At 73.1% G+C, this 15,732-nt stretch carries 10 protein-coding genes and 2 pseudogenes; 6 read left to right on the top strand and 6 right to left on the bottom strand.

Going from position 1 to position 15,732, the window contains the following annotated elements; all coding sequences use genetic code 11:
- Positions 1–113: 113 nt before the first annotated feature.
- The 3 genes from ACIRQY_RS23615 (at position 114) to ACIRQY_RS23605 (ending at position 5,666) form a co-directional block, all read left to right on the top strand.
- A complete protein-coding gene (locus tag ACIRQY_RS23615; RefSeq protein ID WP_403928877.1) occupies positions 114–2,006 on the top strand; it encodes an HSP90 family protein in 1,893 nt (630 codons plus the stop codon).
- Positions 2,007–5,066, top strand: coding sequence for a hypothetical protein (locus ACIRQY_RS23610; RefSeq protein WP_403928874.1), 3,060 nt, complete (start codon positions 2,007–2,009; stop codon positions 5,064–5,066). It abuts the gene before it with no gap.
- Positions 5,067–5,297: 231 nt separating this feature from the next.
- On the top strand, positions 5,298–5,666 hold the full coding sequence (locus ACIRQY_RS23605) for a PRC-barrel domain-containing protein (RefSeq protein WP_351784814.1): 369 nt from the start codon (positions 5,298–5,300) through the stop codon (positions 5,664–5,666).
- Between the two features lie 277 nt (positions 5,667–5,943).
- Here ACIRQY_RS23605 and ACIRQY_RS23600 read toward each other — a convergent pair whose 3' ends face one another.
- Positions 5,944–6,285: a YkvA family protein gene (locus ACIRQY_RS23600; RefSeq protein ID WP_403928870.1), complete on the bottom strand. Its 342-nt coding sequence runs from the start codon at positions 6,283–6,285 to the stop codon at positions 5,944–5,946.
- 236 nt (positions 6,286–6,521) lie between these two features.
- Between ACIRQY_RS23600 and ACIRQY_RS23595 the strand changes: the two genes are divergently transcribed.
- On the top strand, positions 6,522–7,382 hold the full coding sequence (locus tag ACIRQY_RS23595) for an RNA polymerase sigma factor SigF (RefSeq protein WP_403928867.1): 861 nt from the start codon (positions 6,522–6,524) through the stop codon (positions 7,380–7,382).
- A 154-nt stretch (positions 7,383–7,536) separates the two neighbouring features.
- On the opposite strand, the pseudogene ACIRQY_RS23590 reads toward ACIRQY_RS23595, so the two are convergent.
- Positions 7,537–7,971: pseudogene (locus ACIRQY_RS23590) on the bottom strand (TetR-like C-terminal domain-containing protein); the annotation flags it as partial.
- On the opposite strand from ACIRQY_RS23590, the pseudogene ACIRQY_RS23585 reads away from it, so the two are divergent.
- Positions 7,956–8,537: pseudogene (locus tag ACIRQY_RS23585) on the top strand (SRPBCC family protein); the annotation flags it as partial. The pseudogenes ACIRQY_RS23590 and ACIRQY_RS23585 overlap by 16 nt on opposite strands.
- Positions 8,538–8,686: 149 nt before the next feature.
- Here ACIRQY_RS23585 and ACIRQY_RS23580 read toward each other — a convergent pair.
- Positions 8,687–9,844: a pyridoxal-phosphate dependent enzyme gene (locus tag ACIRQY_RS23580; protein ID WP_403928864.1), complete on the bottom strand. Its 1,158-nt coding sequence runs from the start codon at positions 9,842–9,844 to the stop codon at positions 8,687–8,689.
- A gap of 350 nt (positions 9,845–10,194) precedes the next feature.
- Positions 10,195–10,905, bottom strand: a complete 711-nt coding sequence (locus ACIRQY_RS23575; protein ID WP_403928861.1) for a PLAT/LH2 domain-containing protein — start codon at positions 10,903–10,905, stop codon at positions 10,195–10,197.
- Positions 10,906–11,668: 763 nt separating this feature from the next.
- Here ACIRQY_RS23575 and ACIRQY_RS23570 point away from each other — a divergent pair.
- A complete protein-coding gene (locus tag ACIRQY_RS23570; protein WP_403928858.1) occupies positions 11,669–12,760 on the top strand; it encodes an ABC transporter ATP-binding protein in 1,092 nt (363 codons plus the stop codon).
- Positions 12,761–13,079: 319 nt separating this feature from the next.
- Here the strand turns inward: ACIRQY_RS23570 and ACIRQY_RS23565 are convergent, their stop codons facing one another.
- Both ACIRQY_RS23565 and ACIRQY_RS23560 read right to left on the bottom strand, forming a co-directional pair.
- A complete protein-coding gene (locus ACIRQY_RS23565; protein WP_403928855.1) occupies positions 13,080–14,225 on the bottom strand; it encodes an ROK family protein in 1,146 nt (381 codons plus the stop codon).
- Between the two features lie 116 nt (positions 14,226–14,341).
- Positions 14,342–15,607 carry a LacI family DNA-binding transcriptional regulator gene (locus tag ACIRQY_RS23560; protein ID WP_403928852.1) on the bottom strand — a complete coding sequence of 422 codons (1,266 nt, stop codon included), beginning with the start codon at positions 15,605–15,607 and terminating at the stop codon, positions 14,342–14,344.
- Between the last annotated feature and the right edge of the window lie 125 nt (positions 15,608–15,732).

Raw genomic sequence — 15,732 nt, 5'->3', positions numbered from 1 at the left:
GCGCATCCGGTGACCGCGACCGTACGGCCCCACGGCTCACACCCACCCACCACCCACCCGCCCATCCGTCCGCGCCGACCAGCGCGCGGACGCGCATCGAAGGACCACTCCAGGTGTCCCCTTCCGAGACCGCACACACCTTCCAGGTCGATCTGCGCGGCCTGGTCGACCTGCTCTCCCACCACCTCTACTCCAGCCCCCGCGTCTACCTGCGCGAACTGCTCCAGAACGCCGTCGACGCGATCACCGCCCGGCAGGCCCTCGACCCCGAAGCACCCGGCACGATCACCGTCCGGACCGGGGACACCCTCACCGTCACCGACACCGGCATCGGACTGACCGAGGCCGACGTCCACCGGTTCCTCGCCACCATCGGCCGCAGCTCCAAGCGGACCGCCGGGGGCGGCCTCGACGGCGCCGGACTCGACGCGGCCCGGGGCGAGTTCATCGGCCAGTTCGGCATCGGCCTGCTCGCCTGCTTCGTTGTCGCCGACGACATCACCGTCCTCAGCCGGTCCGCCGCCGACCCGGCCGCGCCCACCGTCGAATGGCGCGGCCACTCCGACGGCCGCTACACCATCCGCACGCTGCCCTCGGACACCCTGCCCGAGCCCGGCACCACGGTGAAGCTCGTCCCCCGCGCCGACAACACCGAGTGGACCGCCCCGGACCGGGTCGTCTCCCTCGCCCGCCACTACGGCGGTCTGCTCCGCCACGAGGTCACCGTCGTCGGCCCGCGCGGCGAGGCCCACCGCGTCAACGAGGCGCCGCCCTGGGAGCGCAACCACCGCTCGCCGCTCGCCCGACGCGAGGCCCTCACCGCCTACTGCCGCACCCTGTTCGACTTCACCCCGCTCGACACCGTCGAACTGGACCTCCCGGCGGCAGGTCTGCGCGGCGTCGCCTACGTCCTGCCCACCGCCGTCAGCCCCGCCCAGCGCGCCGGACACCGCGTCCACCTCAAGGGGATGCTCCTCACCGACCAGGCGCCCGAACTCCTCCCCGAGTGGGCGTTCTTCGTGCGCTGCGTCGTCGACACCACCAGCCTGCGGCCGACCGCCTCCCGAGAGTCGCTCTACGAGGACGGCACGCTGTCCGCCGTACGGGACGCCCTCGGCGACCGCATCCGCGACTGGCTCACCGGCCTCGCCGCGAGCGACCCGGCCCTCCTGCACCGCTTCGTCGACACCCACCACCTCGCGGTGAAGGCGCTCGCCCGCCACGACGACGAACTCCTCAGGATCGTGCTGCCCTGGCTGCCCTTCGAGACCACCGACGGAAACGTCACCCTGGAGGAGTTCGCCCGCGCCCACCCCACCCTCCTCGTCACCCGGAGCGTCGAGGAGTTCCGGCAGGTCGCGCCCATCGCCTCGGCCGCCGGACTCGGCGTCGTCAACGGCGGCTACACCTACGACCGCGACCTCGTCCACCGGCTGCCCGAGGTCCGGCCCGGCACCTCCGTCGCCGACCTCGACCCGGCCACCGTCACCGCCCACCTCGACGCCGTCGCCCCCGCCGCCGAACTCCGCGCAGCCGCCTTCCTCGCCGTCGCCCGCGAGACCATCGGCGTCCACGACTGCGACGTCGTCCTGCGCGACTTCCAGCCCGTCACCGCGCCCGCGCTGCTCCTCGACAACCGCGACGCCCGCCACGAGCGCACCCGCTCCGGCCTCGCGGCCGAGAGCGACGGACTGTGGGCCGACATCCTCGGCTCCCTGCGTGACGACACCCCGCGCGCCCAGCTCGTCCTCAACCACCTCAACCCGCTGGTCCGCCAGGCCCTCACGATCGGTGAACGCGGCCTCGCCGTCACCACCGCCGAGGCCCTCTACGGACAGGCCCTGCTGCTCAGCCGACGCCCGCTGCGCGCCAATGAGAGCGCCCTGCTCAACCGGGCCTTCATCGGCCTGCTCACCCACGCCATGCACCACACCGGTACGACGGACCCCGGCGGGACGACCCCCGGCACCACGGGCACCGGCACCGGGCCGCGGAAGGAATCGTAGATGCTGGACACCCCCGAGGCCGTCGTCGAGGCGCTCCGCGAGAACCACGACCGTCCCCACGGACTGCCCCGCACCGTGACCGCCGAAGATCTCGTCGAGGCCGCCGAGGCGTTCGAGCAGCAGGACGTCCTCGTCACCGCGCTCCTCGAACTCATGACGGCGTACGAGTTCACCGGCGAACACCGCAAGTCCCCCGTCACCTTCGCCCGCCTCCTGAAGCTCTGGGACACCGACCGCGCGCTGTTCAGCGAAGGGGAGGGGCACCAGGTCTTCTGGCGCTTCAAATGGGTCACGACCTCCCTCCTCGAGGTGCCCGAGATGCCGCTGGCCACCGTGCACGGCTGGATCGACCGGATGCGCGAGCGGTACGAGGAGGCGGACCACGGCCTCCAGCCGGTGGCCGCGATGCGCCACCGCGTCGCCGAGCACACCGGCACCGGCGCCGCCGACGCGTACGACCTCTGGGCCACCCGGCCCCGTACCGGCCTCAGCGACTGCGAGGCGTGCGAGATCCGCCAGCACGCCCGGCACCAGGCCGAGCGGGGCGACGACACCGCCGCCCTGGACACCTGGCGGCCGGTCCTCGAAGGACTCCAGAGCTGCGAGGAGGAACCGCAGGCGAGCCAGGCCCGCGCCCTCCTCCCGCTGCTGCGGTCCGGCCGCACCGACGAGGCCCGGTCCCACCACCTCACCGGCTACCGCAAGGTCCGCGGCAGAACCGGCACACAGGAAGAGGTCGGGCTCCACCTGGAGTTCTGCGCCCTCTCCCGCAACGAGGGCCGGGGCCTGGAGATCCTCGCGGAGAACCGTTCCCTCTTCGAGGCGACCGCGGCCCCCCTCTCCCACCTCGGCTTCCTCAGCGGCGTCGAGGTCCTCCTCGCCCGCCTCACCGGAGCGGACCACGACGACACCGCCGTCGCGGGCCCTCCCGGCCGCACCTGGACCGCCGCCGGGCTCCTCGCCCACGTACGGACCGAGGCCGACGCCCTCGCCGCCGCCTTCGACGCCCGCAACGGCACGCCCGCCGTCGGCGACGCCCGCCGTGCCCGGCTCGACCGGCGCCCCCTGCTCGACGAGCCGCTGCCGCTCGGCCTGCGCGCCGTCACGAGCGGTCTCGCCCCGGTCGCCGCGCGCGCCGCCTCCGTTGAGATCCCCGAGGACTTCGGCACGCTCGTGCGGGAGGCCCGCCGCCTGGCGCGCGAAGGGAACCCCGGCCAGGACCGCCTCTGGAAGAAGATCGGCGAACGCCTCGCCGAGGACCCCGCCGTCGCCGGGGACGAGACCGGTCCGGTGGAACTGCTCCACGCCGAGATCGCCGAGCAGCGCGCCCACGACCTCTGGAGGGAGGGCCAGAGGGACGAGAGGGCCGCCGTCCTCGCGGACACGATCGAACGGTTCGAGCACCTCCGGATGCCCTGGCACGCGCTCTCCGGCCGCGCCCTCCTCCTCGTCGGCACGACGCCCCGGAGCACCGCCGACTCCGAGGGCGACTCGGCGGCCGACCTCGGTGCCGACTCCGCCGTCGGCGGGGCCCCCGCCGACTGGACCGAGGTCCGGGAAGCCCTCTCCGACCTGCTGAGCACAACCGAGAAGCTGCTCGTCGACGTTCCCCTCGACGGCGAGGCGCTCGGCGAGGGCGAGGCCGCGTACGGAGCCGACCTGCGCGTCGAACGCACCCTCGCCTATCTCGCCGTGCGCTTCTGCGCCACCTCCCTCGCCTACCGGGAACTCCTCGACGCACCGGGCCGGACCGGAGACGGCGGAGAGGAGGCCGCCGACGGGGCGGCCGTGCCCCCGGCGCCCGACGCCGAGGACCTCCCGCGGCGCTTCGAGGAGCACGCGACGGCGCTCCACGCCGAGGCGGAGCGGCTGGGACATCCGCACCAGGCCGCCAACGCCCACCAGTTCCGTGCGGAACTCGCCTGGCGGAGCGGTGACCTGACCGGCGCCGAGCGGGAGCTCCGTACCGCGCTGGAAATGATCGAAGCCGCCGGACGCCCCTGGCGCAGGCCGCGCCCGAGCGCCCTCCTCGCCCAGGTGCTGCTCGGCCGGGAAAGGCCGCAGGAGGCCGTGGAACTCCTCCACGGCGCCCTCGCCGACGCCGTCGCCCACGACGACACGACCTTCGCGTACTCCTCGACGTACATGCTGCTCGGTCATGCCTCCACGCACCTCGGGGACCCCTCCGGTGCGGTCCGGCACCTCTCGGAGGCCGCGGCCCGATTCGACCAGGAAGGGGTGGCCCGGGGCGCCACGGAGGCCCGCCTCCAGCTGGCGGACGTCCTCTCCCGCTCCGGACAGCGGGCCGACGCCGTGGCCGTCCTCGAATCCGTGCTCGCCGACGAGGAGACCGCCGGACTCGACGAGCGCACCCTCGCCCAGGCCCGTCTGGATTTCGGCAGGGGACTGCGCGACCTGGAGGAGTACCTCCCGGCGGCCGAGCAGTTCCTGGCGCTCGCCGACACCGTCGCCGACTGGCCGGACCAGGACCGCCCGGTCCTCACCCTGGTCGCCGCCGAGGCGGCCACGGCCCTGGCCCTGGCCGACCGCTGGGACGCCGCCACCACGGTGTACGAACGGGCTGTCGCCGCCCACGCCGAGGCCCCGAACCCGCCGCAGATCGTCCTGATGATGCGTGAGTTCGCCCGGCTGACGGTGCTGGCCCACGAGGCCGAGGGAGTGGACACGGCGCTCGGACACCTGGCGCGGGCCGACGCGGTGCTCGCGGCCGTGCCCGACGCCGACGGCTTCGCCGACTGGTTCGAGCGCGGCGAAGTCCACTACAGGCGCGCCCGCGTGCTGTCGGTGGCCGAGCGTTTCGAGGAGGCCCTGCCCGAGGCGGAGGCCGCCGTCGCCGCGCACGAGGAGGGCGGCGCGGACGGTGAGCTGCCCCGCGCCGAAGCGGTCCGCCTGGCCGCTCTGATCGAGGGCAACGGTCTGGAGCGCGTCGACGCGGCCGTCGTCCGGCTCACCGAGGCGGCGGCCCGCTGCCGCGGGACGGGCCACGAGGAGGCGGCCGACGTCCTGGACACCCTGTGCCGTCAGTTCCGCGCGCGCTGAGACGCCCCGGACGACGGGTGGCCCGGGCGACCGGCACCACAGGGCCCCCGCCGTCCGGCTCGGCCCTCCCCACCGCTTCTCCGGGGCGGTGGGGAGGCGATGGGGAATGGATCGGGGCGGGAGGGGCAGGCGGAGCTCAGGGCGGAACGCGTTCCGCTCCGTACGGACGAACGGAAAGGGAGGACGGCGGCGGCACGGGCCGTCCTTCGACTACCGGAGGAGTTGTTTCGTGTGACTGAGCACCTGTGGAACTACCAGCCGACCGCCGGCCATCTGGCCGGTACCGATCTGAGCGGCTACAAGGTCGAGGCGCTCGACGGTGGCATCGGCAAGGTGGACAAGCACTCCGACGAGGTGGACGACGCCTATCTCGTCGTGGACACCGGACCCTGGATCTTCGGCAGGGAGGTCCTCCTCCCCGCGAGCACCGTGGTCCGGATCGATCCGGACGACCGGAGGATCTTCGTCGACCGGACCAAGGCGCAGATCAAGGACGCTCCCGAGTTCCACCGCGAGAAGCACCTCGGCGAGCCCGGCTACCGCGACGAGCTGACCGCGTACTACGGACTGGGCGGCCCCTTCGGCGGTCGCCTCCTCTGAGGCACCGCGCCGCATCCCAGGCCTCGGGAGCTGTTTCCGAGGCACGGGCCACCACGTCCGTAGCCGCGCGGCACCCGTGTGGCACCGCGCCCTCCTCCGGCCTCGCCGCGAGGAGGCCGCGCGTCAGGGAGGCCCCGGACTCGTCGAGTCCGAGGCCTCCCGCCCGCGCCGACCACACCGACCCTGTCTGCGCCGACCCCGCCCTTCGCGCCGCCCCCTCCGCGCCGCCGCCCGCCGCCGATGGGATGCCCCCGTCACTGGGGAGGCGGAACCCTTGTCACTGGGAAGGCGGAACCCTCGCCGGACCGCCGATCCGGCCCTCCGGTTCGGCAGAGACCTTCTTCGTGACCACTCCGTTCCTGGTGGCCGCCGCGTGCAGCGCCCGGAGGGCGACCAGGAGCACACCGATGTCGTCCAGATAGACCGGGTCGGGGATCAGGTCGACCGGCGAGACCGTGTAGACGACCGCCGCGTAGAACAGCGCCTTGTTCCGCAGCGGGACACCCGCGGCCAGCAGCAGCTTGCGGGCCCGGAAGACCCGTACCAGCAGAACGGCCGCCACCCCCGCCCCGACGAGTGCGAGAACCAGCCCCGCGACGAGCCAGAGATCCTTCTCCATACCGCTCTCCTGCCCCTGACGTTTCCGGTACCTACCGAGCCCCGCGGCCTGCGGCTTCGCCCGTACTCCTGGCCTTCGGAGGGTACGGCCCCGAGCGCGTGACCGCGAAGCCCGGCGGCCCGGCGGACGGTGGGCGCACCCCGTCCCGCCGACCTCGTGGGCATGTTCCGGGGAGGCGGGGGTAGGCGAAGGCCTCACGGGACAACGCCTGCCACAGACGAGAGAAGGTCATCAAAGTGCCGACCGCGGTGACGACGGACACGAGGGCCGGAAGCGAGACGGGTACGGAGGACCTTCCCGTACTCGACTCCCCCCGCAAGGTCGCTCCCAAGGACGCGCGCGAGTTGTCGAAGCTGTTCTTCGACAGACTGACCGTCCTGGAGGAGGGGACACACGAGTACCAGTACGCGCGCAACACACTGATCGAGATGAACACCTCGCTCGTCCGCTACGCGGCGGGCCGGTTCCGGGGTGCCCGCGGCGACGAGATGGAGGACATCGTCCAGGTCGGCACCATCGGGCTGATCAAGGCGATCGACCGCTTCGACCTCGCCCGGGGGGTCGAGTTCACCAGTTTCGCCGTCCCCTACATCGTCGGTGAGATCAAACGGTTCTTCCGCGACACGTCCTGGGCCGTCCACGTACCGCGCCGACTCCAGGAGGCCCGGGTGGAGCTGGCCAAGGCGACCGAGGAGCTGAGCTCCCGGCTCGGGCACGCGCCGACGGTGGCGGAGCTGGCGAGCCTGATGGACCTCTCCGAGGGCGAGGTGATCGAGGCGCGGATCGCCGCCAACGGATACAACTCCACCTCGCTCGACGCCTCCCTCGGCGGCGAGGGCGAGGACGACACCGCTCCGCTCGCCGAGTTCATCGGGAGGGAGGACCCGGCGCTCGAACTCTTCGAGGACTTCCACACGCTCGCGCCGCTCCTCGACCGGCTCGACGAGCGCAGCCGCCGGATCCTGCACCTGCGCTTCGTCGAGGAACTGACGCAGTCACGGATCGGCGATGAACTCGGCATCTCCCAGATGCACGTGTCCCGACTGCTCTCCCGGGCCCTGGAGCGTCTGCGCGGCGGGATGCTCGACGAGTCGTAGGCCCCCGGCCGGGCGACCCGGGGCCGACAGGACGCCTTCGACGGAGCGGCTCCACCGGTGACGTACCGGTGGAGCCGCTCCGTGTGCGGTGGGATCCGGGCGGGGGCGATCCGCACGGGCGGTGCGGCGGCCGGTGCGTCCTCGGCGGTGCGACTCAGGCCCGGAGCGCCAGGACTCCGTCGAGTTCGGCCGCGTAGAGCAGGGCGGGGTCGATGCCCATGCCGGTGAAGTGCCCGGCGAGTTCCAGGGACAGGACGCCGTGCAGACGGGTCCAGAGGATCAGGAAGCGGTGGAGTGTGCCGGGCGGGGCGGGGTGGCCCGCCGTCCATTCGCGGTGCTCCTCCAGATGGGCCCGGAGGGCCTCGGCGGCGGGTCCGTCGCCGGGAGTCCCGTCCTCGGGGAGCGCGGCGCACGCGTCGAGGAGGGTCGTCATGATCTCGGCCGATACGGCGGTGATGTCCGCGGGCGCGTGGTAGCCGGGGACGGGGGTGCCGTAGACGAGGAAGTACCGCTGGGGGTCCTTCAGGGCCCAGTCGCGCAGGGCGTGCGCGAGACCGGAGAGGCCGGCGCCGTCTCCTCGGCACCGCCGCCCCCGCCGGGGCCACCGGCTCCGCCGCCCCGCGTCCGGACCGCCCCCTCACCTGCCGGGGCCAGGGAGTCGACCCCGGGGCTCTGGTCCGGCACCGGGCGGAGACCGTCATCGACGCCCCGCTGTCCGTCATCTGGAAGCTTCAGACGGACGTGGAGAGCTGGCCTGCCTGGCAGCGGCCCGTCACATCCGTGGAGCGCCTGGGCCACGGCCCCCTCCGCCCCGGTGCGGCCTTCCGGTGGACGATGCCGATCCCTCCGAACCCGGCGACCCCCGCCACGCGTCTGGACATCACCTCGACCGTCCGGCAGATCGAGCGGCGGGCCTGCGTCCGCTGGACCGGACCCGCGACCGGAGAGGGGCTCCTCATCCACGGCGTCCACGTCTGGACGTTCACGCCGGTCCGGGGAGGCGTCCGGGTGAGCACCGAGGAGACCCACACCGGCGCCCAGGTCGAGGCGAACGTCCCCTTCGCGACGGCGCTGCTGCGCGAGGGCCTCGAAGCCTGGCTGCGCGACCTGAAGACCGCGGCCGAAGCCCGCGCGCCCCACCACGACACGCGCTGAGGACACTTCGCTCCTCCGCCTTCGGCCGGAGGGGCTCACCGGGGCGGGTGCGACCCGTGGTCGCCGAAGGTGTGGCGGAGGTTCGGCGGGAGTCGTTCCTGGGTCGTACGGACCACCGGTCTTCTGAGCGCGGGGGCGGCACAGGCCCGTCAGCGCGGAGCTGCGTCGATCAGGCGTTCCATCGCCGGAGCCGTCTTGAGGGCCGAGCCGGTGAGGATGACGACCGTGACCTGGCCCGGTTCGATCACGCCCCGCCGGGCGAAGCCGGTGACGGCGGCGGCTGCCGTGGCGCTGGTGGGTTCCGCGTACAGGCCCTTGCGGGACAGGCCCAGGACGGCCTTCCCGATGGACAGCTCCGGGACCGCGAGCATGTCGCCGCCCGAGGCGCGGATCGCGCGCAGCACTTCCGGGAGGCGTACGGGATGACGGATCGCGGTGCCCTCGGCGATCGTCGGGGCCGTGTCGACGGGGACCTCCGTCTCGGCCCCGGCGCGGAAGGACGCGTACAGCGGGGCGCAGTGGGCCGGTTGGGCCACCAGCAGGCGCGGCAGCCGGTCGATGCGGCCCGCCGCGAGGAGTTCCCCGAAGCCGATCGCGCAGCCGAGGACCGTGCTGCCCGCGCCGGCGACGGTGACCACGTTGTCGGGGGCGCGGAAGCCGAGGTCCTCCCAGATCTCGTAGGCGAGGGTCTTGGTGCCCTGGAGGAAGTACGGGTGCCAGTTGTGGCCCGCGTAGACCGCACCGGCCTCGGCACGGCGCACGGCCTCGGCCGCGGTGGCGTCGCGGTCGCCGGGGACGCACTCGATGTCCGCGCCGTACGCCCGGGTCTGGAGGATCTTGGCGGGCGAGGTGTGCTCGGGGACGAGGACCCGGGCACGGATGCCCGCGGCGGCGCAGTACGCGGCGATCGACGAGCCGCCGTTGCCCGAGCTGTCCTCGATGATCTCGGTGACACCGTGATGGGCGAGGTAGGAGACCAGCAGACTGGCACCGCGGTCCTTGAAGCTCCCGGTCGGGTTGGTCCACTCCGTCTTGTACGAGACGGGCACGCCGTCCCATTCGCCCTCCAGGAGCGGGGTGTTGCCCTCTCCCAGCGTGACGGGGGTCAACGGCGGAGGGAAGGCGGCGCGATAGCGCCAGAGCGAGCGGCGGGAGGTGTCCACGTCGGCGGGGGCGAGGCCGGGGAGCGGGGTGACGGTCAGCGGTGCCCCGTCGTCGCCGCGCCAGCGGTGCGGGTCGGTGAGGGGGTAGGTGCGGCCGGAGCGCTCGTCGAGGTAGGCGGGGGCGGCGGGGCGGGCGGTCGTCATGGGCGACAGGTTTCCAGAGGGGGAGGAGCTGTCAAGGGGATCTCATCGCCGACAGCCCGTGTCGAGGATGGGAGCGGCCCGAGCTCCGAGCGGGTGAGACCGGGTGCCTCGGTGTCGGGTCGTACCCGTCGTGACGAGCGGGATCGTCGACCGGATCGCCACCCCTTCACCGTACCGCCGTGATCCGTCCCCTGGGCCCGTACGTACGGCGGTGCCGACCGTGGGGGACCGCCCGCCGTTCGCGCGGCGGCGAAGGGCGGGCGGTGGAGGGCGGGCGGTGGAGGAGGCGCGGTGACGGGGATGCGGTGACAGGGGTGTGATGACCGGGGGTGCGGTGGGGGTGCTGGGGGTCAGCCCGTGGTGGTCGCGGCGATGGTGGCGGTGAGGTGGTCGTCCTCCAGCCAGTTGTTGTAGACGAAGCTCGCCCAGTGGCCGGTGGTGGTGTCGGTGATCTTGATGTTGCCGAGGTACCAGCCGGATGCGCTTCCGGAGTTGTCGGACTCGACGTACACGGACTGCAGCGTGCCGAACTCGGCGAGCGGGAGCGTGAAGTTGCTGGTGGTGTCCTGCTCGAAGTCGTTGTCCGAGCTGTCGAGCAGATGGCGCCCGCTGTCGCCGAGGGCGCCCTTGACGGTCAGGTAGATGTTCGAGTTGGTTCCCGCGTTGTGGACGTCGCCGGTGTACACCGCCACCTGGTAGGAGGCGGCCCTGCCCTGGGCCGGCATACAGGCGGTGACGTCGTTGTTGATCCAGCCGTTGTAGTCGAACTCGTACTTCTTGCCGGTCGCGTTGTCCGTGACGTTCACCGTGGTGACGTACATCTCCGAGGCGGACTCGCCGCCCTGGTGCCACATCTGGAGGTAGTTCAGGTCGCCGACGCCGGCGACCCCGGCCAGGGTGAACTCGTAGCTGCCGCCCTCCTCGAAGTCGTTCGCGGCGGTGTTGAGCTTCTGCTGGTCGGTGCTCTGCCCGTCGACCCCGCCGAGCTTGATGTACACATCGGCGTTGGTGCCCGCCCCTTCGACGGTGCCGATCGTGACGGTGACGCTGTATCCGGACATGGGTGTCCCCCGGTGCTGGTGATCGTGTGGGTGAGGTGTGCGATCGGTGAACTGCTTGATCGCGGACGGAATTGAAGCAGTCGCGCAGATCGGCAACAAGGGACCGTGACGCCCCTGCTGTGACGGTTGTAGTGCTGAGGGGCGCGTGGTGTGTGTGGTGCTCATGAGGTGTCCGGGATTGCCGCTTGACGGGGGTGGTGATTCCCGGGCTTGCCAGGAGCACGTGTGGGCCCGGGGGGCCGCGCCGAAGGCCCTCCGTCGTGATCCGGCCGATCCGGTTGCCGAGATCGTCCGGATTCCCGCTGCCCCGCACGGACGATCACGTGGTGGCAGAGTGCGGTTGTTCGACTCCGGAACGTGTTCGTGAGTCTTCAGGCCAAATGCCCGACGGCACATGCCCGATGCCATATGCCCGGCACCCTGTGTCCCGGCCCGGACGGCCGTGGGTGCGTCCGTGGCTGCCGCCGTACGAAGGAGAGTCGGGTGAACGTCCCAGTGGCGGAGGGGGTGAGGGCCGGGGGTCCGGGTCCTTCGGTGGGGATTCGCGGGTCCTGGTGGGCCTTCGGGCCCGCCCGGACGCGGGTCGGACGTCCCCTTCTCGCCGGAGCGGCCGGGTCGCCGCGCGGAACGCTTGACCGCCCACCGGTCCGCTGGCGAGGGTGAGGTCAATTGGTCTACACCAGTTGGCGCGGCGGATCGCGGCGCATCTCTCATTCCACTCGGACCGTCCGGCACGTACCGCCGGTGATGGGAAGGAACCACCGTGGCAGGCATCGTCTTCGACAACGTGTCGCTGACCTACCCGGGGGCCGACGCGCCCACCGTCAAGAACCTCGACCTCGACATCGGTGACGGCGAGTTCCTCGTCCTGGTCGGTCCGTCCGGCTGTGGTAAGTCGACCACGCTGCGGATGCTGGCCGGCCTGGAGGACGTCTCCGAGGGCGAGATCCGGATCGGCGGCCGCGACGTCACGGACCTCCCGCCCAAGGACCGGGACATCTCCATGGTGTTCCAGAACTACGCGCTCTACCCGCACATGACGGTCGCCCAGAACATGGGCTTCGCCCTGAAGATCGCCAAGGTGGACAAGGAGGAGGTCGAGCGGCGCGTCCAGGAGGCGGCCCGCATCCTCGACCTCAGCGAGTACCTCCAGCGCAAGCCGAAGGCGCTCTCGGGCGGTCAGCGGCAGCGCGTGGCCATGGGCCGCGCGATCGTCCGCGAGCCGCAGGTCTTCCTCATGGACGAGCCGCTGTCCAACCTCGACGCCAAGCTGCGCGTACAGACACGCGCCGAGATCGCCGCCCTCCAGCGTCGGCTGGGTACGACGACGGTGTACGTCACCCACGACCAGGTGGAGGCGATGACCATGGGCGACCGGGTGGCCGTGCTCAAGGACGGTGTGCTCCAGCAGTGCGACCCGCCGCGCACGATGTACGACGAGCCGGCCAACGTCTTCGTCGCCGGGTTCATCGGCTCTCCCGCGATGAACCTCTTCACCCTGCCGCTGACCGACGAGGGCATCCACTTCGGCGGCAGCCTCATCAGGATCAGCGACGCGGCCCGGAAGGCGGCGGGCGCCGACAAGGTCACCCTGGGCATCCGCCCCGAGCACCTCGACTTCCACGCCAAGCACAGCGACAAGGGCCTGCCGGTCACGTTCTACACGGTCGAGGAACTCGGCTCGGAGGGCTTCGCGTACGGCCGACTGGATCTGGGCGACGGGCAGGACGCCCCCATGACCGTGCGGACGTTCGGCCGCGAGGAGGGCCTGCGGGGACAGACGGTGCGGGTGATCCCCCGGGAGGACGAGATCCATCTGTTCTCCGCGGTCACCGGTGAGCGACTGCCCTCCTAGCGACCGGCCGTTCGCCATGACCGGCCCTTCGCTACGACCCGGCCGGTCGTCGGGAGTTGGTCGGGAGAGCGGTCGGTGGTAGGGAACCGGTCGGGAGAGTCGGGCGGAGGCCCGGGAGCGGCACCGTCGCTCCCGGGCCTCCCCGCGCGTTCACGGGGCGGGGCTTCGGGTGTGCTGCGGGGACGAAGCCGGGGGCCGCGCGCCCGCTGTGCCCGGCCGGGACGACGTGAGGCCGGGCCTCGTCCGGTCCACCGGGACGGCACGGGGGCCGGGACGCGCCCCGAGCGCGTCCCGGCCCCCCGTGGCCGTTCGTCCGGGGTCAGATGCCGAAGGCCACCGCCGCCGCTCCGACCAGGCCCGCGTCCGTGCCGGCCTGCGCCGGGACCACCCGCAGCTCACGGGTGAAGGAGAGGGTCGCGTACCTCTTCAGCTCGGCCCGTACCGGCTCGAAGAGCAGATCGCCCGAGGCGGCGACCCCGCCGCCGATCACGACGACCTCCAGCTCGACCAGCGCGGCCGTCGCGGCGACCGAGGCGGCCACCGCGCGGGCGGCCCGGGCGAAGGCGGCGAGGGGGACGGGCTCGCCCCGGCGGGCGGCGTCGGCGACCGTACGGGCCGTCACGTCCTCCCCGGCGGGCGGGTTCCAGCCCCGCGCGAGCGCGTACCGCACGATGCTGGGGCCGCTGGCCAGGCGCTCCACGCAGCCCCGGCCGCCGCACGGGCAGGGTTCGCCGTCCAGGTCGACGCTGAGGTGCCCGATGTGCCCCGCGTTCCCGCTGCGGCCCGTGTACAGCTTGCCGTCGAGGACGAGCCCGCCGCCGACGCCGGTGGAGACCACCATGCAGAGGGCGTGGGTACGGCCACGGGCCGCGCCGTTCCAGAACTCGGCGGCGGCGATTGCGGGGCCGTCTCCGATCAGCCGGACCGCGAGCCCCTGTCCGCCACCGTCCGTACGGAGGAGGTCACGAAGCCGGTCGACGAGGGGGAAGGCGCGCCAGCCGGGGATGTTGACCGGGCTGACGGTCCCGGCGACGGTGTCGACCGGGCCCGCGCAGCCCACCCCCAGGGCGTGGACGCGCGCCCAGTCCGGATGGGCGCGCAACTCGGCGAGGACGAGACCCACCTGACGCATCAGGGCGTCGGCGCCCTCGGTGGCGGGGGTCGGAACCTGGACGCGTGTCACCAGGGAGCCGCCGGTGTCGACCAGGGCGCCCGCGATCTTGGTGCCGCCGATGTCGATCGCGGCGACGACCGCGTCGGCGGGAGCCGGGGGAGCGGAGTGGGGCTCGGTGGTGGCGAAAGGGGAGGCGGGGTGGGGTTCGAGGATGGTCACCGGGGGAGCGGCGGCGCGCCCGGCCGTGGGGGGCCGGGAAGCGGAATGGTCCTCGGAGGCGGTGGCAGTGGCGGTGGCGGGACGGGGGGTGAGGGGCATGTGCTGGTACTCGCTCGCTGGGGTCGGGGACATGGGGGTGTCGGGTGGTGAAGTCGCGCGAGGGCGGGAGGGGGTGGGCCCCCGCGCGGGCCGGGCGCGTCACACGAGGGGCAGCCCCGCGTCACACGAGGGGCTGCCGGGCCGGACGGTCACCGGGTGTCGGGTGAGGAAGCGGAGGTCCGGGGTGCGGGACGCGGACCCTCGGCGGGGGCCGGTACGTCCGGCGGGGGCGGGCCGCAGCTCTCCCGTACCTCCAGTCGCGGCGGCGGGTCCTGGAGGCGGCGCGGCTCGGCGCCGGCCAGGAGGTGCAGTACCTCGGCCGCCGCCCGGCGGCCGAACGAGCCCGGTTCCCGGGTGAGGGCGCTGAGCCGGGGATGGAAGGTGCGGCAGACCGCCGAGTCCTCCCAGGACACGAGGGAGACGTCCTCCGGAATCCGCAGGCCCCGCTCGGTGGCGACGCCCGCCGCCGTCACCGCCATGACCTCGTTGTGACAGATGAGGGCCGTGGGCCTCAGGGGTGCCCCGAGGAGGCGACGGGCCGCCTTGATCCCCTGCCGGTCGGAGAAGTCGGTGGTCACCGAGACGATGTGGTCGAGCTGGAGGCGGCGGGCGGCCGAGCGCAGGGCGGCGATCCGGCGGGCGGTGTGGGCGAATCCGGGGGGACCGGCCATGTGGGCGATCCGCCGGTGCCCGAGCTCGTGCAGATGGTGGACGATCAGGTCCATCGCCCCGGCGTCGTCCGCCCAGATGGTGGAGAGCCCGCCGCGCCGCCGCTTCGGGGTGCCGGTCTCGGGCGCGCCGGTGTCCGCGCCCTCCAGGGCGCCGATGACCACGGCGGGCAGACCGAGCGCGGCGAGGGTCCGCAGGCGCGGGTCGCCGACCCTCGGGTCGACGACGATGACGCCGTCGACCCGGCGCTCCGCCCACCAGCGCCGGTAGAGCTCGCACTCCGCCTCGATGGTGTCGGTCATCTGGAAGACCAGGGCGTGGTCGTGCGGGGCGAGGGCCGTCTGGATGCCCGAGACGACCTGGAGGAAGAACGCCTCCACGCCGAGGCTCTCGGCGGGGCGGGCGAGGACGAGTCCGATCGCCCGGGAGCGGTCCCGGTCGGGGCCGGGGCCGGTCGCCGGGACCCGGCGGCCCAGACGCGCGGCGATGGAGACGATCCGGCGGCGGGTCTCGTCGGACACCCCGGGGCGGTCGTTGAGCGCGAAGGAGACCGCGGTCGGCGACACCCCGGCCTCCCGGGCGATCTCGTCGAGGGTGGGAGCGCGGGGCACGGGCGGGGTGGGGACGTCGTCCCAGGAGGGACGGCGGGCGGTGCCGGGGGGACGACGGCCGACCGGGTCCCGGGGCGCCGGGGGATACCTCCCGGGGCGATGCGGGCCCTCGTTCCCGTTCAGCTGCGCGCACATGTCCGCGGGAATCCCTTCAGGTCGTCGCTGCCGGCCTCAGTCAAACGCGCGGTGGGGATCCGCGTGTAGCGCCCAAAGGCCACAGGTTTAGAAACTTTAGTCCTCTTTAGTTCCGCTGACCTGCG

Origin of the sequence: Streptomyces sp. NPDC101490 (assembly GCF_044767145.1) — a bacterium.
Lineage (GTDB): Bacteria > Actinomycetota > Actinomycetes > Streptomycetales > Streptomycetaceae > Streptomyces.
Note: the sequence above shows the minus strand (reverse complement) of the source record. Positions and strands in the feature narration are given on the sequence as shown.

What these genes read in the sequence shown, in the direction of transcription:
- ACIRQY_RS23610 (WP_403928874.1), top strand. Translation starts at nt 2,007, where the DNA reads ATGCTGGACACCCCCGAGGCCGTCGTCGAGGCGCTCCGCGAGAACCAC.
- ACIRQY_RS23600 (WP_403928870.1), bottom strand. Translation starts at nt 6,285, where the DNA reads ATGGAGAAGGATCTCTGGCTCGTCGCGGGGCTGGTTCTCGCACTCGTC.
- ACIRQY_RS23580 (WP_403928864.1), bottom strand. Translation starts at nt 9,844, where the DNA reads ATGACGACCGCCCGCCCCGCCGCCCCCGCCTACCTCGACGAGCGCTCC.
- ACIRQY_RS23575 (WP_403928861.1), bottom strand. Translation starts at nt 10,905, where the DNA reads ATGTCCGGATACAGCGTCACCGTCACGATCGGCACCGTCGAAGGGGCG.
- ACIRQY_RS23565 (WP_403928855.1), bottom strand. Translation starts at nt 14,225, where the DNA reads ATGTCCCCGACCCCAGCGAGCGAGTACCAGCACATGCCCCTCACCCCC.
- ACIRQY_RS23560 (WP_403928852.1), bottom strand. Translation starts at nt 15,607, where the DNA reads ATGTGCGCGCAGCTGAACGGGAACGAGGGCCCGCATCGCCCCGGGAGG.